Annotated in this window: 15 protein-coding genes; 9 read left to right on the top strand and 6 right to left on the bottom strand. The window is 48.7% G+C overall.

Annotated features, from left to right (window positions below; translation table 11 throughout):
* Nucleotides 1-798, top strand: coding sequence for a PhzF family phenazine biosynthesis protein (locus V7S65_RS01750; RefSeq protein WP_111580052.1), 798 nt, complete (start codon nucleotides 1-3; stop codon nucleotides 796-798).
* A gap of 4 nt (nucleotides 799-802) precedes the next feature.
* The gene (locus tag V7S65_RS01745; RefSeq protein ID WP_336386421.1) at nucleotides 803-1,939 is read left to right on the top strand and encodes a serine hydrolase domain-containing protein; all 1,137 of its coding nucleotides are present in this window, start codon (nucleotides 803-805) and stop codon (nucleotides 1,937-1,939) included.
* Here V7S65_RS01745 and V7S65_RS01740 read toward each other — a convergent pair.
* Both V7S65_RS01740 and V7S65_RS01735 read right to left on the bottom strand, forming a co-directional pair.
* Nucleotides 1,898-3,016: a redoxin family protein gene (locus V7S65_RS01740; protein ID WP_336386422.1), complete on the bottom strand. Its 1,119-nt coding sequence runs from the start codon at nucleotides 3,014-3,016 to the stop codon at nucleotides 1,898-1,900. The two genes, V7S65_RS01745 and V7S65_RS01740, sit on opposite strands and share 42 nt — an antisense overlap.
* A gap of 121 nt (nucleotides 3,017-3,137) precedes the next feature.
* The gene (locus V7S65_RS01735) at nucleotides 3,138-4,973 is read right to left on the bottom strand and encodes a glycosyl hydrolase family 18 protein (protein WP_336386423.1); all 1,836 of its coding nucleotides are present in this window, start codon (nucleotides 4,971-4,973) and stop codon (nucleotides 3,138-3,140) included.
* A gap of 294 nt (nucleotides 4,974-5,267) precedes the next feature.
* Between V7S65_RS01735 and V7S65_RS01730 the strand changes: the two genes are divergently transcribed.
* Complete coding sequence (locus V7S65_RS01730) at nucleotides 5,268-6,533, top strand: glycoside hydrolase family 71/99-like protein (RefSeq protein WP_336386424.1); 1,266 nt, start codon at nucleotides 5,268-5,270, stop codon at nucleotides 6,531-6,533.
* Nucleotides 6,534-6,613: 80 nt separating this feature from the next.
* Here V7S65_RS01730 and V7S65_RS01725 read toward each other — a convergent pair whose 3' ends face one another.
* Nucleotides 6,614-7,003 (bottom strand): hypothetical protein, encoded by a 390-nt coding sequence (locus V7S65_RS01725; protein WP_111580048.1) that lies wholly within the window; start codon nucleotides 7,001-7,003, stop codon nucleotides 6,614-6,616.
* A 258-nt stretch (nucleotides 7,004-7,261) separates the two neighbouring features.
* Between V7S65_RS01725 and V7S65_RS01720 the strand changes: the two genes are divergently transcribed.
* The 6 genes from V7S65_RS01720 (at nucleotide 7,262) to bioA (ending at nucleotide 17,188) form a co-directional block, all read left to right on the top strand.
* The gene (locus V7S65_RS01720) at nucleotides 7,262-7,933 is read left to right on the top strand and encodes a response regulator transcription factor (RefSeq protein ID WP_079468521.1); all 672 of its coding nucleotides are present in this window, start codon (nucleotides 7,262-7,264) and stop codon (nucleotides 7,931-7,933) included.
* Nucleotides 7,934-7,957: 24 nt separating this feature from the next.
* Nucleotides 7,958-9,220, top strand: a complete 1,263-nt coding sequence (locus tag V7S65_RS01715) for a sensor histidine kinase (RefSeq protein WP_079468522.1) — start codon at nucleotides 7,958-7,960, stop codon at nucleotides 9,218-9,220.
* A 57-nt stretch (nucleotides 9,221-9,277) separates the two neighbouring features.
* Nucleotides 9,278-11,272, top strand: coding sequence for a TonB-dependent receptor plug domain-containing protein (locus V7S65_RS01710; RefSeq protein ID WP_336386425.1), 1,995 nt, complete (start codon nucleotides 9,278-9,280; stop codon nucleotides 11,270-11,272).
* Nucleotides 11,273-11,328: 56 nt separating this feature from the next.
* Nucleotides 11,329-13,278, top strand: coding sequence for an LTA synthase family protein (locus V7S65_RS01705; protein ID WP_336386426.1), 1,950 nt, complete (start codon nucleotides 11,329-11,331; stop codon nucleotides 13,276-13,278).
* Between the two features lie 184 nt (nucleotides 13,279-13,462).
* Complete coding sequence (locus V7S65_RS01700) at nucleotides 13,463-15,862, top strand: ATP-binding protein (protein ID WP_336386427.1); 2,400 nt, start codon at nucleotides 13,463-13,465, stop codon at nucleotides 15,860-15,862.
* A gap of 45 nt (nucleotides 15,863-15,907) precedes the next feature.
* Nucleotides 15,908-17,188, top strand: coding sequence for an adenosylmethionine--8-amino-7-oxononanoate transaminase (gene bioA / locus V7S65_RS01695; RefSeq protein ID WP_336386428.1), 1,281 nt, complete (start codon nucleotides 15,908-15,910; stop codon nucleotides 17,186-17,188).
* 53 nt (nucleotides 17,189-17,241) lie between these two features.
* Here the strand turns inward: bioA and V7S65_RS01690 are convergent, their stop codons facing one another.
* From V7S65_RS01690 to V7S65_RS01680, 3 genes are all read right to left on the bottom strand, one after another.
* Nucleotides 17,242-17,736 (bottom strand): DUF2911 domain-containing protein, encoded by a 495-nt coding sequence (locus tag V7S65_RS01690; protein WP_079468527.1) that lies wholly within the window; start codon nucleotides 17,734-17,736, stop codon nucleotides 17,242-17,244.
* Nucleotides 17,737-17,840: 104 nt separating this feature from the next.
* A complete protein-coding gene (locus tag V7S65_RS01685; protein ID WP_079468528.1) occupies nucleotides 17,841-18,371 on the bottom strand; it encodes an SRPBCC family protein in 531 nt (176 codons plus the stop codon).
* Between the two features lie 12 nt (nucleotides 18,372-18,383).
* Complete coding sequence (locus tag V7S65_RS01680; protein ID WP_079468529.1) at nucleotides 18,384-18,914, bottom strand: SRPBCC family protein; 531 nt, start codon at nucleotides 18,912-18,914, stop codon at nucleotides 18,384-18,386.
* Nucleotides 18,915-18,948: the final 34 nt, after the last annotated feature.

Below are 18,948 nucleotides of genomic sequence, written 5' to 3'. Positions count from 1 at the left end.
ATGCCACATATACCCATTTACCAGGTAGATGCTTTCACACATGAGCTGTTCGGCGGAAACCCTGCAGCAGTATGCCTCCTGGAAGCATGGCTGCCAACAGATATTCTCCGGAAAATTGCCGCGGAAAATTTCCTGCCCGAAACTGCCTTCTTTATTCCCTCCGGTCAGCAGGGACACTACGAACTCCGGTGGTTTACGCCCGAAATAGAAATGGACCTCTGCGGACATGCCACACTGGCCAGCGCACACGTGCTGTTCAATCATCTCGGATGGGATATGCACCAGATTACTTTTCACACGCAAAGCGGAGCGCTTACCGTTTCCAAAAATAATGACCTGCTCACGCTTAACTTCCCATCACGACCAGCAGTACCCGCTTCCCTTCCAACAGAAATACTCAAGGGAATAGGCGTATACCCGATGGAAGTACTGAAAGCAAGGGATTATATCCTCGTGTATCATGATGAAGAAATAGTACGCAACCTGCAACCGGATAAAGCGATCCTTGACCAGATCAACCTGGACCCCGGCGGCATTATTGTTACAGCAAAAGGAAAGCACGTGGATTTTGTATCACGCTTCTTCACCCCGCAGGCCAGCATCTTCGAAGATCCTGTTACCGGCTCTGCACATTGCTCGCTCATCCCCTTCTGGAGCCAGCAACTGGATAAGAAAGAAATGATCGCCCTGCAGGTATCTCCCAGAACAGGAAAGCTCTACTGCGTGGACGCCGGCGACCGCGTACTGATAGGCGGTACCTGTAAGACCTACCTGGAAGGAAATATTTTTGTACCTTAATTTTATGAGATATACCCGTTTACTGCTCTTATGCCTGCTGGCAGTTAACATCACTACCGCACAATCCCTGCCGCAGATAGACAGCACCGTACATGCTTTTATGGATCGCTACCACGTACCGGGAATGGCCATCGCAGTAACGTACAAAGGCAAACTTGTATATACCGGCAACTATGGCTATGCAGATACCACCCAACATATCCCGGTAAACACCCAGCACCTGTTCCGCATTGCCAGTGTATCCAAGTGTATAACGGCCACGGCTATATTAAAATTAGTGGAAGCAAAAAAGTTATCGCTGAACGACCGGGTATTTGGCCCCAACGCTATATTGGGTACCCTTTATGGCACACCACCCTACCGGGAAGATCTGAAAAAGATCACCATCCGGCAACTGCTTGAACATACCTCCGGCGGCTGGACCAACAACGGCGCCGATCCTATGTTCAGCCATCCGCATATGAACGCCGGCCAACTGATTTCATGGACAATCGATCATCAGCCATTGGATAATATTCCCGGAACAGTTTACGCCTATTCTAATTTTGGATACTGTATTCTCGGACGCGTAATTGAAAAAGTATCCGGTATGCCGTATGAAGATTATGTAAAAAAAGCAGTGCTGCTCCCCTGCGGCATCACTGATATGCAGATAGGCGGCAACACCCTGGCCCAACAAAAACCACATGAAGTAGTGTACTATGGCCAACATGGCGAACAACCTTATATTTATAACATTACCCGCATGGATGCACATGGAGGATGGATAGCCACCGCCACCGACCTCGCCCGCCTGCTTGTCTACGTAGATGGGTTCCCGTTACCTCCGGATATACTGAATGCAAAATCTGTCACGGCTATGACTACCGGCTCGGAAGCGAATCCGGGTTATGCCCTGGGATGGGCGGTTAATCCCTACCACAACTGGTGGCACTCCGGTTCCCTGCCAGGCACGGCCAGCGAAATAATACGCGCCCATAAAGGATTCAACTGGGTAATGTTGTGTAACACCCGCACCGACAGCAGCTTCTTCAACGACCTGGATGGGTTGTTGTGGAAGGCAGTAAATGATCCCACCACAAAGTGGCCGGACACCAATCTATTTATACATGGGACCGATCATGCGGTTATGAAAAATTAATTTCCGGAGCGCCACCGGGTCTATTTCTCCCTGTTGCGCATATACGATTTTTCCACCCGGCTCCACTAAAATAGTATACGGCAATGCGCCCTGCCATTTGGGATCCACGGCTTCAATCAGCTCATACTTGTCCTTCCCGGTGAAAAGATAATTCTTCCCGGACGAATGCTTCTTCTGTAAAAACTGTAATACTTTATCTTTCTTCTCCGGTTCATCTGCACTAACACTTACAAACTCAAAATCACGCTCACTGAATGTTTTAGCCAGTATAATAAACTCCGGGAACTCTGCCACGCAAGGCACACACCAGGTAGCCCAGATATTAATCAACCGCAGATTGGCGGAAGTGTTTTTCAACAACTCCTTAATGCCGCCCACCGACACCGTGTCCAGCGTTACCGGCTCCTTTGCCCATGCCTGCGTTGCTTTTTCCACGCTGCCGCTTTTATCTTTCCACTTCACTGAACAACCAAATACTTTCGTAGTGGCCACCGGCACTTCCCGCTGCTGCAACAATGCTTCAATGGCATTCTGCGCATCCTTTGACCCGGGCTTCTTTGCAGGATTTTCCATGTCATCAATCCTTCCCTGGTAGCGCAGCTTCCTGTCTTTATCAAAAATAAAAATATGCGGTGTGGCAACAGGCCCATATGCCCGTGAAACTATTTCACTGTCGCCGTCGTACAAATAAGGGAAGTTGAACTGTTTATCTTTTGCGCGCTGTTTCATATCGTCGAAAGAATCGCCCAGGTCGGTATATCCCAGCTCATCATAACGCAACCCCTCGGCGTTGTTGGGCATAATCGCCACCAGCTTTACTCCTTTGCCGGCATAATCGGAAGTGAGCTGCTTTATCCTGTCTTCATACGCCTGCGCAGTAGGACAATGATTACAGGTAAAAACCACTGCCAGTACCTTTGCGTCAGAAAAAGAGGACAGAGAATAATTTTTCCCGTCTGTTGCCGGCAGGGTAAAATCCGGCGCAGCCGCACCAATGGGCAATTGCTGCGCCTTTGAAAGCAACGGCAGCAGGAGGAAACAATACAGCATACTGCTGATAAGAAATTTCTTTTCCATTTTAGATGGTTTATTTTTTCTTGCTTGCGTACAGTATATTGGTCCATATTGCCGTAGGTCAACAGGTTCTTTTTCCGGGCGGGTGTTTGGCGGTATTTAAAGTTACTAAAAACTTCCACATTCATTTACCGGCTGCCCAGAAAACAGCGTTCTGAAACAGTTGCGTATATGCCGGGTTATTCAGCAACGCAGGGCCGTGCCCCATGAAAATATAGACGTTCCTCGCTTTATAATGTTCGTTGGTCCATACCACGGGGTGATCCCCCATCTTCCTGTTGGAAGCGGGCACATAGGAACTTTCATCCACGCTGGCCAGCACACGCACTTGCGGGCGTGGGCTTTTATCGTAGGTATACCATTCTTCTTTGTTAATAGTAAAGGGAGATGTAATGCCCTTCATCACCGGGTGGTTTTTATCTTCCACGGTTACCTTTCCATCGGCAAAATCTGGGATATAGTTGGTGAAACGGATGCCGCCCATAAAGGTGGAAAACCAATTCCACATGGGGAAGCCATCGAACTCACCGAGCAGGGTGGCATGATGAAACCCGATCCAGCCACCACGGCCTTCATTGATATATCGCTCAAACGCCGCCGCTGCTGCAGGTTTCCAGCCATAAGGAGGATAGTCGAGCTGGATAAAAAGCTGGTATTGCTTTAAGTAGTCATCGTTAACCGCATCCGTGTTGTTGATATAGGTAACTGCAAAGTGTTTCTTTGCAGCAACACTATCCAGCCACGCTTTAGCTACTTTTGAAAAAGCCACGTGGTGGCCGCCACCTTCATACAGCACCAGCGCTGAAAACAAAGGCTTGCTGCGGTTAGGATATAAAGTAGCGTTGATCTCATCCAGCAGGTATTCTTTTTCGTCGGAAGAATATTCCCAGAACATGACGCCACCCATTTTATTCGCGGTCACATAGTTGCATTTATTTTGTACGGACCATTCATCATCGTAGGTGATGAATTCACGTGTGGCGGGGTTGAACAGGTAGGGCGCTTTGGCGCTTTCATCGCGGTAGGCATGAAAGCCGTTTTTATTAACAAGGCTATCCTTTGTAAACGTATAGCCTTTACCGAAAGACTGTGATACGATCTTCCCTCCCAGCCCGGTGCCGGTGCTGTCGGCCAGTTGGAAGCGACGGCCATAAAAAGCAATGCCCATTACCAGCTTTTGCACAGGTACGCCGGCGGCCACATAGGCTTTCACCGCTTTATCGCCCGACAGCGCGCCGGGGTTATCGGCCGGTGTGAAGAGGTTGGTATGATGACCGGCATTTTTATCTGAATAAAAATCATAGGTCATCAGGTTGATATAATCCAGGTATCTGGCGGCCTTACCCATTTCCGATGTTTCCAGGAAAGCGGCAAAGCCACCTACTGCCGTAGTGAGCAGCTTTTTCTGATGTGTTTCCTTTTGCAACTTATCCAGCTCCTTCCGCAGCGCGGCAAACATAAGGGTGAAGTTTTGTTTATCTTCCGGACGGTATATATTGCCTTCTTCCCCCGCACGACCGGGATATTCCCAGTCGATATCCACGCCATCCAGTTTGTATTTACGGATAATATCCACGGCACTTACCGCAAATGCTTTGCGCGAAGTATCCGTTAACACGGCGTCAGAGAAATTTTCACTCCATGCCCAGCCGCCGATAGAAATCAGGATCTTCAGCTCCGGGTTGATGGCTTTCAGTTCATTGATGCGACGCAGGTTTACCGTATCTGTTTTTTCGTTGGTCAGCACTGCGCGGTTGTGCTGCACATTTACAAAAGCGTAATTGATGTGCGTAAGCTTCCGCGGTGCAATCCCGTCTGTATTCACCAATCCCCTGAATCCGCCCACATAGCCAATGATCACCGGCTTAGCCTGTGCAGTGGATACCTGCGGAGTGGCGCTAAGTAAAACCGGGAGTAGCAGCATTAAAATGGATAGTAACCTGTTTCTTTTTTCGGGCATAAATATTTTGGTTGTATACGGGAAGATAATATTATTCTGCCGTGCTGTTACTGCATGAAGAGTAACAACATGTCTCTTTCCTGAAAATTAATTGCGGAAATATGCCATTAATACGGCCAATTAATGCTTTGTTAACGCTTTTGTTAGGTCTCTCCGTTTTACTTGCATCTTATTCTTCCGGCTACAAACCGGAATACACAACTAAGGTGAATGCAAAACCTTTGGAGAATCCGGGCAAGCCGGGTTCTCCTCTTTTTAAAAGCAAGTTCCACGTTAATAACAAACAGTATACATATGAAGCGTATTTTAACAGCTTTCCTCCTCCTGCTGAGCTTATCCGCCGCGGCACAATTGAAACACAGCAGGGAATCGCAGTACCCTACTTATCATGGATTGGTGATGGCCGGCTACCAGGGATGGTTCCGGGCCGAAGGCGATGGCTCCGGCGCCCGGCGTTTTTCCTATGGCGATGAAACCCGCAGTGGAATAGATATGTGGCCCGATGTGAGTGAATATGAGAAAACATACGCCACTCCTTTTAAGCTCGCCAACGGACAGCCCGCCCGTTTCTTCAGTTCGTACGACAAAAGCACCGTGGACATTCACTTCAAATGGATGCAGCAGTATGGAGTGGACGGCGTTTTTATGCAACGTTTTTTTAATAATGCCAAACGCCACGACAGCGCCTCCTCTGTTGTGCTGAAAAATGCGTTTGCGGCGGCATCAAAATATAAAAGGGCTATTGCCGTGATGTACGACCTTTCCGGGTTAAGCGCTTCGGGAGAAGATTGTTCCGCTATTATTGAAGACTGGAAATACCTGGTAGATCAGCTGAAAGTAACCAACCAGCCCGGCGCCAAAACTTACCTGCAGCAAAATGGCAAACCCGTAGTGGCTATCTGGGGGATCGGTTTTCCTGATCGCCCCTATAACCTCCGGAATATTGGGCTCGAAAGGCTCATCGATTTTCTCAAAAATGATCCTGTTTATGGCGGCTGCGCCGTGATGCTGGGCGTACCCACGGCCTGGCGCACCTTGAACGCCGACTGCCTGCCCGATCCTTACCTGCATACCATCATTAAACAGGCGGACATTGTACTGCCCTGGACCGTGCAACGGTATTCCCCCCTGCTGCACAACGATATGGACCGCTACCGCGATAACCTCATCGACGACCTGGCCTGGTGCCGCGCCAACCACCTGGAATATGTGCCCTGCATCTATCCCGGCTTCAGCTGGCATAACCTCAGTCGCTATGAATTCCCGGACGACGTAAAACCGGTGGGCTCCATTCCCCGCCAGGGCGGACGGTTTTACTGGCAACAGATTTCCACCGCGCTCACCGCCGGCGCCACTATGCTGTATGTAGCAATGTTTGATGAAGTAAATGAAGCCACTGCTATTTTTAAGGGAAGCGGCCAGCCACCTGTGAGCGCCACTACGCCGTTTATTAATTTAGATGGGAAGCCCTCAGATCATTATCTCTGGCTGACCGGGGAGGCCGCCAGAATGTTGCGTAATGAAAAACCACTGACCGTAAAGATGCCCGAAAGAAAATAACATCAGAAATGGTTAAAATAATACGTCCAGGCAACAAACCGTTACCTGGACGTATTATTTTAAAGGTGTACAAAGTACGCTTATTTTACTACCTGCATGGCCAGGTGTTTTCCTTTGGTCATGAGATAAACGCCTCCGAAATAGGAAGCAATTCCCACGGTGATGAAAACCACCACCATCCATATAATTCTGCGCTTGTTTTCTTTCTTTCTCTCGTTCCGGTCCAGCACTATCTGCTCCACTTCGAGCCACCTTCTGCCAGGATCACCACCGGTATAACGTTCTGTGAGCCTGCCCGTTCTTATCAGCTGTTGATACATGGCCGCAACTGATTTGGCATTAGGGATATTATCCATCAATGCGCACAATTCCCTCGTATCATCATCTGATGCCTTTCGCTGTGTGATGGCTGCTTCCGGTAACTTTTTCAGTAATAGCCTATCTGCCATCATTTTAAAATAAGTACTCATAAGAATGCCTGAATGAATGGTTTGATATCGGTATTGTATCTACGAGATACAAGAGTACATAGTTTTCATTCCGGCCAAAAAATGATGAAAAATAAGGACGGGGATTTTTCTCCCCGGCCCTTGATATTTCCGGTTTTCATAATATGGATACCTAACCATAAAGGCAGTCAAAACCCACCACTGCAACGTTTCCAACAGGCATACCATCTCAAACCACTGCTACAGAATTCCTTTAGGAATTATCCCTACTTTTAGCCCATGAAAGTGCTGATTATAGAAGATGAACCAGCTCTCCGGGCAAGCATACAGGAATACCTGGAACACCAGGGCTATATCTGTGAACTGGCCGCAGATTTTCCACAGGCCATTGACAAGGTCAATGAATTTGACTACGACTGCATAGTGGCAGACATCGGCCTGCCAAAAGGCAATGGCCTCGATGTTGTAAAAGAGCTGAAACTGCTGGAATCCAGGGCCGGTATCATTATCATTTCTGCCAAAGACTCCCTGGAAGACAAATTGAGCGGCCTGGAACTCGGTGCAGATGATTATCTCACCAAACCATTTCATCTTTCAGAACTCAATGCCCGGATAAATGCCATTTTACGCCGGAAAAACTTTGATGGTAATACTACTGTCAACTTCAGCGAAATCACTATAAAACCCGCCTCCAAAACGGTGCTGGTACATAATAAACCGATTACCCTCACCGGGAAAGAATACCAGCTGCTGTTGTATTTCATTGCCAACCAACACCGGGTAGTCACCAAATCCGCACTGGCAGGCCACCTCTGGGGCGATGAATACGACCAGGCCGGCTCCTATGATTTTATTTATACCCACATTAAAAATCTCCGGAAAAAAATGCTGGAAGCCGGTGGCGAAGATTATATCAAAACAGTATACGGAACCGGTTACCGTTTCGGATAACATCTACTAAAAAACAGCGCGCACATGAAACTGCTGACAAAAACAACCCTGTACTTTTTATTGATCATGCTACCTGTTTTTACAGCAGGCGCTTTTTACCTGTATGCAAAATTCAATACGGAGATAAAATATGAAACAGATGAGGAACTGGTGAATGACAAACTCCAGTGGATGCGGTACCTCGATACCGCCAGTGTGAACAACCCCGTTTTCAGTATTAAAACACCGGAATTTAACCTGCATCCCACTACAAATCCGGTGCAATCAAAACATAACCTGAAAGGCGTAAACATTTACCAGGAACCGGAAAACACTTATGCCCCCTTCCGGCAACTAACCCAGGTAATCCGTGTGAATAATAAAAATTATGAACTGGTACTCCGTAAATCGCTGATAGAAAAAGATGATCTGGTAAATAACATTATCCATGTAATGCTGGTGGCCTTTGGCGGCCTGCTCCTGTTTGTATTGCTTTCCAACTGGCTGATCAGCAAAAGTGTATGGAAACCATTTTACCGGTCGCTCGACAAAATACAACAGCTGCAACTGAACAAACTGGAAAGCATCGTTTTTGAACATACCGCCACGCTTGAATTTAACAGGCTGAATACCGCCCTCAGCGCCATGACTACCCGCATTCACGGGGATTATACCAGTATGAAAGAATTAACGGAAGATGCAGCCCATGAAATGCAAACACCCCTCGCTATTGCCCAGAGCAAACTGGAATTATTGCTGCAGGACGATACCCTCTCGGAAACACAACAGAACAGCATCCTCGCCGGTTATGATGAGCTGCAACGCCTGTCGCGCCTCAATCACAACCTGTTGCTGCTGGCTAAAATAGAAAACCAGCAGTACCCGGTAACGGAACAGCCGGACCTTTGCACCGTTGTTGAAAAATACCTGCTGCTTTTTGAAGAGCTTATCAAAGAAAAAGAGCTGCATATTCATAAAGAAATAACCGCCACCGCGCCGTGGCCGCTGCATCCGGCACTCACCGATATACTGGTCAGCAACCTGCTCGGGAATGCTATTAAATACAATTATCCACAAGGTAATATCTCCATCCGGTTAACATCCGACACTTTTACCATTTCCAACACCAGCCATCTACCCGAAATACCCGCCAATGTGTTGTTTCAGCGCTTTAAAAAACACAACAACGGCTACACCAATTCCAATGGCCTGGGACTGGCCATCGTTAAAAAAATGGCAGACTCCTATCATTTTCATCTTACCTATTATTATACAAACGGCCAGCATACCTTCAAGATAACCCTATAGCCTACCGTTCAGATTTGCTCCAGATTCAGTGTTTTTCTTTGCTATATAAAGGAGCATATGAAACACATAGTACTGGCTGTCATTTTATTGAGCACGGTGGAAATTGTAACCGCACAAAATCGTGTGCCCGTTCCCGTTAAAGACACTACACAGCAACCGCTTAAAGATACCACCATCAGCAAAGTATCGGACCTGGAAGAAGTAGTAATTTCTTCTACCCGGAATAACCGCCGTATCGAAGACCTCCCCATGAAAGTAGAAGTACTGGGAAAAGAAGATATGATGGAAGAAAGCGGCATAAAACCCGGTAACGTGACCAGTATCCTCGGCGACCTGTCGGTGATCCATATTCAAAACACCTCCGCGGTGAGCGGTAACAACGCCATCCGCATGCAGGGGCTGGATGGTAAATACACCCAGCTGCTTCGTGATGGCGTGCCTGTTTACGAAGGGCTGAGCGGCAATTTCGGCGTGCTGTCTATTCCACCGCTGGATCTTAAACAGGTGGAAATTATAAAAGGGTCTGTTTCCACACTCTATGGCGGTGGCGCTATTGCCGGTATTATCAACTTCATCGCCAAAACGCCCGGCAGCAAACCCGAACTAACGGTGCTGGTTAATCGTAGTACGCTGAAAGAAACCAATGTGAACGCTTACTACGCAGAAAAATACGGCAAAACCGGCATGACTCTTTTTGCCGGCGTTACTACTCAAAACGCCACCGACGTAAATAAAGATGGCTTCAGCGATGTACCACGCCTGCGCCAATACCTGCTCCACCCCCGCTTCTTCTGGTACATCAATCCCCAAACCACTTTCGTGGCGGGTTATACCGGCACCATCGAAAAGCGCGAAGGCGGCGATATGCAGGTGCTGGATCATGCTGCCGGCGGCATCCATCAGTATACAGAAGTCAATAACAGCGAAAGACACAGCGCAGAGCTGCAGTTTACCCGGAAAAACCTGGCCGGCGGCACATTGTCTGTGAAAGGAGCCGGGAGCTTCTTTCACCTGGAAAATAACGTGGAAACATTTGCACTGCTGGGAAATCAAACCAGTACCTACGCGGAGGCTTCCTATCATAAAACTGCCGGCCGGCACGACTGGGTAGCCGGCATCAACAACACCGGCGAAATATATCACCGCGCCAAAGGCGACAGCACGTTGCTGGGCAACTACCAGTACAACACGGTGGGCGCTTTTGTACAGGATGGTCTCCGCATCACGGATCAGCTGATGGCAGAGGCCGGACTGCGTGCGGATCATCACAATAAGTTCGGCTGGTACATTTTACCACGACTGGCATTTGTGTACAAACCGGTGAGTGACCTGTCCATCCGCCTGAGCGCGGGGACCGGCTATAAATCGCCCGCTGTTTTCACCACCCAAACCCAAACCATCGGCTACCGCTACCTGCTGCCGCTCAGCGCAGGTATAAAATCCGAAAGAAGCCAGGGGATTAACTTTGACGGGAACTACCATACCAGTTTGGGTAAGATAGACATGACCCTGAACCAGGCGTTCTACTACACCCATATCAAAGATCCCATCCTGCCGGTGCGGCAACCCGGTAACCAGGGGATGTACCTGCTGCAGAATATGCCTTATGCCGTAAACAGTCTCGGTACAGATACCTACCTCCGTTTTGAACTGGATCACCTGGAACTGTACCTGGGATATAATCATACCGTGTCCCGGTACAATGATCCCGCCCGTACCAACATAGCATTTGCACCACAGGATAAGTTTGCCGGCACGCTGGCGTACAGTATTGAAGGCAAGTGGCGCTTTGGTATTGAAAACAGCCGCGTAGGCCATCAGTACGACGATAACAATCAACAAACGCCCAACTACTGGTTCTGGGCAGCCATGATATCCCGGCAATTTGGAGAGCACGTTACCCTGGTACTCAACGGGGAGAACCTTTTTGATGCAAGACAGGGCAAGCATACACCCCTTTATACCGGTACTATTACACACCCGGAATTTGCACAATTATGGGGGCCTGTTGATGGAAGAATCATCAATATGTCATTGAAAGTTAATTTATAGTTAAATTTATTAGGAACAATGTACCTTCGCGGTCTTAATTTTCTATTCTATACACCATGAAATTTGTAAAAAACAGGTATGCGGTGCTCCTGGGCTTTGGCGCCGTACTCCTGATCCTGTCGTTCCTCGTTAGAACTGTCTTACTGGTATGGGCTTTCCCACAATCCGGGTTGCGCCTGTCCCATTTACCGGCTATTTATGGCAAAGGGCTTATTTACGATGCCGGGGTAGCCTTATTCTTTACCATTGCTTACGCGCTTTACCTGCTGCTGCTGCCACAACGGCTCAACAACACCCTGTTTAACCGGGTATTCACCTACACCGGTTTCTTCCTGGCCATGGTGATCCTCGTGTTTTCCTTTTTTGCGGAGTTTACCTTCTGGGGAGAATATTCCGGCCGGTTTGATTTTATTGCGGTAGACTACCTCATTTACACGTATGAAGTAATCAGTAATATAAACCAGTCGTACCCATTGCCATTACTGATTGGCGGCGTATTATTATTCACCGCCCTTATTACCTGGGCTTTGGCGCGCAGGGGAGTTTTCCGCAACAGTTTCCAGTCGAACACGCCGTTCGGAAAACGGCTGCTCATCTTCGCAGTCCTGGCCGGCCTGATGTTCCTTCATATTTTCCTGGTAAATAATACCTGGGCAGAAAAAAACAAAAACCGGTATGCGCAGGAGTTATCCAAAGCGGGTGTGTATTCGTTTATATCTGCCTACCTGAACAATGAGCTGGCGTATGATAAATATTATTTGCTGGAAGATGATAACAGCGCCTTCAGCCGCCTGCGTACCCTGTTACAATCGCCCGACAGCCATTACCTGGCCGCCGGTAACACTATTTACAGGAGTATAACGGATACGGCTATACGTGTTACGCCCAACGTGATTATGGTCACCATTGAAAGCTTCAGTGCTGATTTCATGGACCGCTTTGGTAACGCCGGGCATATCACCCCGGTGCTGGACAGTATCGCCAAAGAAGGCATCCTGTTCACCAACATGTACGCTACCGGCACCCGCACCGTAAGAGGCATGGAAGCGCTGACACTGGCGGTACCACCCACACCCGGACAAAGCATTGTTCGCCGGAAAAAGAATGAAAATCTCTTTTCTGTGGGCCAGTTGTTTGAGCAGCAAGGCTATGAGAGTACGTTCTTTTATGGCGGCGATGGCTACTTCGATAACATGAACAAATACTTTGGGAATAATGGCTATGATATCACCGACCGGCTCCGTCATAAACTGGTGGATGATCATATCACCACCACCCGCACCAACATCCCGGATAGCGCCGTACAGTTCGAAAATGCGTGGGGCGTATGCGATGAGGATATTTATGCCGCCGCTATTAAAAGCGCCGATCAGAAATATGCTGCCGGGAAACCGTTCTACGATTTTGTGATGACCACCTCCAACCACCGGCCATTCACCTATCCTTCCGGCAAAATAGACATCCCTTCCGGTAGTAGCCGCGAAGGCGCTGTAAAGTATACCGACTATGCCATCGGGCAGTTCCTGAAAAAGATCCGCACCAAACCCTGGTTTAAAAACACCGTGATCATTTTTGTAGCCGACCACTGCGCCAGCAGCGCCGGTAAAAATGAAATAGAAATCAGTAAATATCATATCCCCTGTATCCTGTACAATGTTCCGGGTGCAGCGCCGCAGGAAATCAGCACCATGTGCTCCCAGATAGATATTTACCCAACCCTGCTGGGTATGCTGCACTGGACTTACAACAGTAAGTTTTATGGCAAAAACGTGCTGGAGCCCGGGTACCAGCCCCGCGCAATGGTAAGCACCTATCAAAAGCTGGGCTACCTGGAGCCGGGTAAACTGCTCATCCTGAGTCCGCAGCAAAAAGCGCAATGCTTCAGCTGGAACAAAGAACGCAATGAACAACGCGCCACCGCGATGGACAGCACACTCCTGAAAAACAGTATTGCCACCTATCAAACTGCCTATTCCCTGTTTAAGAACGGCGGTATGGCAAAATAACACATCTATCAGCGGAGAGAACGACTAAAAAACGTTCCCTCCGCTGGTGATAATAATTCCTTGTTCGTTTCTCCGGTTAATTCCCTAAATTTATTTCCACGGTATTATCTTAACGATGTAACCACACCGGTATTCATAATCTGGCCTTTTTTTTTAATCCTGAATATTAAAACCAACATCGCTCATGCTGGCTACTGCAGCGCTGCGTCAACAAAAGTTACTGGACATCATTGGTAGTATTCCTGCAGATTATACAGCGCAGGAACATCCCGTTAATGCCGTTCAGCAACTGTTAGGACAACTGATGGAACTCACAGGCAGCACTTACGGTTTTGTGGGAGAATTGAAGAAAAGCGATACGCCTTCACAACTGCATACCATTACGATCATTAATCATGCGCCGGAACACAGCTGGAACTTCACGCCTGCCCTGCAGGAGGTGGCCTCCAACGGGCAACCGCTGATAGTGCCGGCAGGAGATAGCACGCCCGCATTTATCGGCTTACCGGTTGCCTACCTGCAGCAGGTGCTGGCCATAATAGGACTGGCAGGCAACACCAGCGGCTACTCTGCAGATACCGTTACGTTCCTGCAACCACTGCTGCAAATATTAGGGCATCTTCATTTTCACGCCCTCCGGGAAAGGGAAACCAGGCAACTGCAAACCGATTTTACCCGGTTAAAATCAGAATGGGATTTGCTGATGCTTACCCTGGATGATATTTTATTTGAGATGAATGAACAGAAGATCTTCACCGGGATATGGTGCAGCAACGACAGCCTGTTGTTCCGGCCCAGGGAAGAAGTGATCGGCAAAACCATTAAGGAAGCACTGGGCGAACATGCCGGCACTTTCGACCGGCTGACAGATAAACTGCTGGAAACAGGAGAAAACCAGGAATTTGTGTACCCCGATATCAGGCAGGGGCTGCAAAACTGGTACCAGCTGAAGTTGCGGCTCATCAAAGATAAGTCGCCCGCCCCACGGCGCATCCTGCTGATGATCCGGAATATCTCGGAAATTGAAAAAAAGAACAACAGCTACCTGCAGGCACAATCTGAACTCCACCGGAGTAACCAGCTGCTCGGTATTTGCCAGCAGATGGGTAAAATGGGTGGATGGGAATTCAATGTAGCCACCGGCGAAACCTACTGGACCCGCGAAGTGTATGAACTGAGAGAGGTACCGCACGACTACCCCCTCACCTTTCATTCGTCCGTTGAGTTTTATCATCCGGACGACCGGTCCGTTTTCATTGCCGCCAGGGAAGCGCTGATCCATCATAAAAAGCCGTTCGACCTGGAACTGCGGCACCTTTCCGCCAAAGGCAAACTCACCTGGATGCGCACCATTGGCAGGGCGGTATTTGACAACCAGGGGCAACTTACGCACTTCAGGGGCATTATCATGGATATTACTGATAAGAAAGATACAGAACTGGCGCTCACCACTGCCCGGGACAACGCACAGAAAGCCGCGCAGTCGAGAAGTGATTTCTTATCCGTAATGAGCCACGAAATCCGTACGCCCCTCAATGCCATTATCGGCATCGCCGGTATCCTGGGGGAAAACCCGGCAGCAGAACAGGCGGAAGTGGTGCGCAGCCTGGAATTCTCCGCCCACCACCTGCTTGGGCTGATCAATGATATCCTCGACTTCAGCAAAATGGAGGCGGGGAAAATTGAACTGGAAAATATTCCGTTTGATCCGGAAGCCCTGCTCACGGGCCTTATGCGTAACTACCAGCCAATGGCCGCCGGCAAGGGCATTGAACTGATTTCCCGGCTTGATCATTTGCCGGCCACCCTGAAGGGCGATCCGGTAAGATTATCGCAGGTGCTCAATAACCTGTTGAACAACGCCATCAAATTTACCAGCGCGGGATCAGTTACACTGGATGTACGCCGGAGAAATGCCTCCGCCGGCGCCTGTACCCTTTCCTTTGCCGTAAAGGATACCGGCGTGGGCATTGTCCCTGAAATGCAGGCTAAAATATTTGATACGTTTGTACAGGAAGATTCAGCCACTACCCGCCATCATGGCGGCACAGGGCTTGGACTCGCCATCACCAAAAAACTGGTGGCGCTCCACAACAGCAACATCATCCTGGAAAGTAAAAAAAATGAAGGTACCACCTTCCGTTTTGATATCAGCTTTACAATACCTGAAACAGCGCGCGGTCCTATGCACAAGAAAAATAAACACCGGGAAGGTTATCTGAAAAATATGAAGCTACTGGTAGTAGAAGATAATTCCATCAATATCCGTATCCTTGAATTGCAGCTGAAAAATTCAGGCGCACAGATTGAAACAGCCAGTAATGGCAAACTGGCGCTACAAAAAATACAGCAGCAATCTTTTGACGGTATTATACTCGATCTGCATATGCCGGAGATGAATGGCTACGAAACGATTCCGCACATTCAACAGCTACAGCCGGATGCTTTTATCATTGTATTAACGGCCGACATTATGCCGGAAGTAACCGAACGACTGGCCCGTTTGCATGTAAAAGACATGCTGCCCAAACCTTATGCAGCAGAGGATCTGCTGGAGATACTGGAGCGGCACCGGAAAACATAACCTCCTTTTATAGTACCTTCGCGCCTGCACCAACAGCCAGCAATTATGCAAACATCTTCTTTGTCGGCCCGTGATCTGGACGTGATCTGGCACCCCTACACCCAAATGCAAACCGCGCCTGCACCAATAGGCATTGTACGTGGTGAGGGGGCTTTGCTTTTCGACGAAAACAATAACAGCTATATAGATGCCACCTCCAGCTGGTGGGTGAATATTCACGGTCACGCGCATCCGCATATTGCGCAGCAGCTGGCCGCCCAGGCGCTGCAACTGGAACACTGCATTTTTGCCGGCTACACCCATCCGCCGGCTGTTCATCTTGCGGAGCGATTACTACCGCTGCTTCCCGCCAATCAACGCCGCGTTTTTTATTCAGACAATGGCTCTACTGCCATAGAAGTAGCCCTGAAAATGGCGATCCAGTACTGGGATAACAAAGGCACACCCAAACATAAGATCCTGGCTTTTCACAACGCCTATCACGGTGATACTTTCGGCGCCATGAGCGTGAGTGGCAGAAGTGTGTTCACCCGCGTTTTTGATGACCGCCTGTTTGATGTCCAGTTCATTGAAGTACCCACTGCGGAAAACATCTCCCAAATAATAAACAACATCATTGCACTGCAACCGGAAGATATTGCCGCCTTTGTTTTTGAACCGCTGCTCCAGGGCTCCGGTGGCATGGTGATGTATGATGCGGCCGCCTTTGAACAGCTGCTGCAGTTTTGCGCCGCTAAAAATATACTGCTGATTGCAGATGAAGTGATGACCGGCTTTGGCAGAACCGGTAAAAATTTTGCGATGGAATACCTGCAAACGCCACCGGATATTGTTTGTCTTTCCAAAGGGCTTACCGGCGGCACAATGGCGCTGGGCGTAACTACCAGCACTGCGGCGATATATGAAGCCTTTCTTTCCACAGATAAGCTGAAAACATTATTCCATGGGCATTCTTTTACGGCCAATCCGCTGGCCTGCACAGCCGCACTGGCCAGCCTGGACCTCTTTACCGATCCCGCCTGCGCCGTCAACCGGGAACGTATACACGAAAAGCATGCAGCTTTTTTAAAAGAGCTGTTTACTTACACCGTTATAAAAAATCCAAGATTGCTGGGTACCATCCTGGCGTTTGAAATAGTAACGGCTAACGCCGACGGTTACACGAATGCCTTGGCGGATGAGCTGCACCGCTTCTTCCGGGCCAAAAGAGTGATGTTGCGCCCGCTGGGCAATACTCTTTATATACTGCCGCCCTACTGCATCACCAACGAACAATTGGAGGAAGTGTACAACAGTATCCGGGAACTGGTGGCTACCTTATCATAATAAAAAAGGGCACAGACGCGGTGTCTGTGCCCCTGATATTTTTCCCGGTAATATTATTTAACCGGTACAGATACTTTAGTGTCATCCCACTCAAATACCACGGCATTACCGGGTAAAGTGAAGGTGAGTTTTTCTGCTGGTGTAGACAGTTTTTCGCGTGGTACTTTCACGGATACTACGTCTTCGCCTTTGTTCTTGTCGTAATCATAAGCGCCCCATTGACCCAGTTTACCATTCAGGATAACGGTCCAGGTTTTAGGATCAGGAATAGAGAAGAAAGTGTAAGTACCTGCTTTTACAGGTTTGCCGCCAAATACCACGTCTTTGCTGAAAGTGATCAGGGTGGCTTCATCAGCGCCGGTGCGCCATACTTTACCAAATGGTTCCAGTTTGCCAAAAATTTCGCGGCCTTTCTTGGAAGGCTGGCCGTACACTACTTTAATACCGTTGGCTTCTACTGTAACGTGGGGGCTTTTACGTGCCTTCTCCTGAGCAAAAACGAGGCTGGTAAAGGCCAGAAATAAGGTTGCCAAAAAGAAATGTTTCATTTTTTTAGTTTTTTCTGTAAGAAGTTGTTGAGATACGACAACAATTTAAATCATAAAAACCATCGTAAACAAAACTATTGGATCAATGGTAAAATAACTCCATACTATTTTCCTTCGCAGATCCGGCTCAGCTTCGTCAATCCGTCGTTCATGGCCGGGCCGTATACCCTGTCGGCTACAAATCCCCTTAATTTCCACCACGGCAGCATGCCCAGTTTAATTTCCATATGCCAGAAAATGGCAGTGGCTTTGCCATCCGGCGTTGGCTTCAGTTCTATGCCTCCGTTTACAGGACGCACGCTTTTAATATCGAGCAGGTAATGAATCCCCTTGGCCGGATCGCTGTCCAGTACCGTTACCTTACCGCTGTTGAGTTTTCCATCCCAGCTGTACCAGGCGCCGGGGCCGGACGGCGGATCGGAGTATACCAGGGTGGCGGTAGTATCGGGGCGGGTCCAGGGGTTCCAGGCATCCCAGGCTTTCAGGTTACTGATATGTGCATATACTGTATCAACAGGCGCCCGGATAACACCTGTACGCTCTACCACTGCTGTAGAAGGAAATGCCAGCGACAGCCCGAAAATCACCACGCCTAAAATGATCACACTGATCAGTAACAACTTAATAAACCGCATAGAAAAAATATATTATCCTTTAAGGAGCCGCTTTATGTTTGCCAGTCCTTTTTCAAAGTCCTTTCCTACCCATTTGTCCATCATCAGCCCCATTACTTTCCGGATGGGGTGTTGCCCCATATCGCACACCATTCCCCAGGTAACCAGGGTGCCGCCATTTACAGGATCCAGCCTGAAATAGCCTTTGGTAACGCCCATACCCATAAAATCGATGTGGGTGGCCACCTGCTGATCGGGTTTGGATTCCGTGATGGTCATATGCCCCTTCCCTACGTTCCGGTTGCGGCTTTCCCAGCTGTAACCGGCGCCCACGCCACTTTCCTTTTCCCCGTAAGTAATTTTAACGTTGGGATCCTGTTCCTTCCAGGGCGACCATAGCTCCCAGTTACGGGCTACGTTCACCAGCGGGAAAATATCTCCCGGCGCAGCCGTTATTACCAGCGAACGCTCTACCTTGATGGCAGAAGACAGGAATAAACTGAAAATGAAAAGCCCCAGCACAAGGACAATGAACGCACCCAGGATAATGAAAAAGGCTTGCATGTGACTGGATTTAGGTATCACAAAGCTAACGAAA

This window comes from Chitinophaga sp. CCNWYY40 (genome assembly GCF_037483205.1).
Taxonomy (GTDB): domain Bacteria; phylum Bacteroidota; class Bacteroidia; order Chitinophagales; family Chitinophagaceae; genus Chitinophaga; species Chitinophaga ginsengisegetis.
Note: the sequence above shows the minus strand (reverse complement) of the source record. Positions and strands in the feature narration are given on the sequence as shown.

Coding starts and splice junctions, on each gene's coding strand:
- V7S65_RS01680 (WP_079468529.1), bottom strand. CDS start 18,914: ATGCAAGCCTTTTTCATTATCCTGGGTGCGTTCATTGTCCTTGTGCTG.
- V7S65_RS01720 (WP_079468521.1), top strand. CDS start 7,262: ATGAAAGTGCTGATTATAGAAGATGAACCAGCTCTCCGGGCAAGCATA.
- V7S65_RS01725 (WP_111580048.1), bottom strand. CDS start 7,003: ATGAGTACTTATTTTAAAATGATGGCAGATAGGCTATTACTGAAAAAG.
- V7S65_RS01730 (WP_336386424.1), top strand. CDS start 5,268: ATGAAGCGTATTTTAACAGCTTTCCTCCTCCTGCTGAGCTTATCCGCC.
- V7S65_RS01735 (WP_336386423.1), bottom strand. CDS start 4,973: ATGCCCGAAAAAAGAAACAGGTTACTATCCATTTTAATGCTGCTACTC.
- V7S65_RS01710 (WP_336386425.1), top strand. CDS start 9,278: ATGAAACACATAGTACTGGCTGTCATTTTATTGAGCACGGTGGAAATT.
- bioA (WP_336386428.1), top strand. CDS start 15,908: ATGCAAACATCTTCTTTGTCGGCCCGTGATCTGGACGTGATCTGGCAC.
- V7S65_RS01705 (WP_336386426.1), top strand. CDS start 11,329: ATGAAATTTGTAAAAAACAGGTATGCGGTGCTCCTGGGCTTTGGCGCC.
- V7S65_RS01715 (WP_079468522.1), top strand. CDS start 7,958: ATGAAACTGCTGACAAAAACAACCCTGTACTTTTTATTGATCATGCTA.
- V7S65_RS01685 (WP_079468528.1), bottom strand. CDS start 18,371: ATGCGGTTTATTAAGTTGTTACTGATCAGTGTGATCATTTTAGGCGTG.
- V7S65_RS01740 (WP_336386422.1), bottom strand. CDS start 3,016: ATGGAAAAGAAATTTCTTATCAGCAGTATGCTGTATTGTTTCCTCCTG.
- V7S65_RS01750 (WP_111580052.1), top strand. CDS start 1: ATGCCACATATACCCATTTACCAGGTAGATGCTTTCACACATGAGCTG.
- V7S65_RS01700 (WP_336386427.1), top strand. CDS start 13,463: ATGCTGGCTACTGCAGCGCTGCGTCAACAAAAGTTACTGGACATCATT.
- V7S65_RS01745 (WP_336386421.1), top strand. CDS start 803: ATGAGATATACCCGTTTACTGCTCTTATGCCTGCTGGCAGTTAACATC.
- V7S65_RS01690 (WP_079468527.1), bottom strand. CDS start 17,736: ATGAAACATTTCTTTTTGGCAACCTTATTTCTGGCCTTTACCAGCCTC.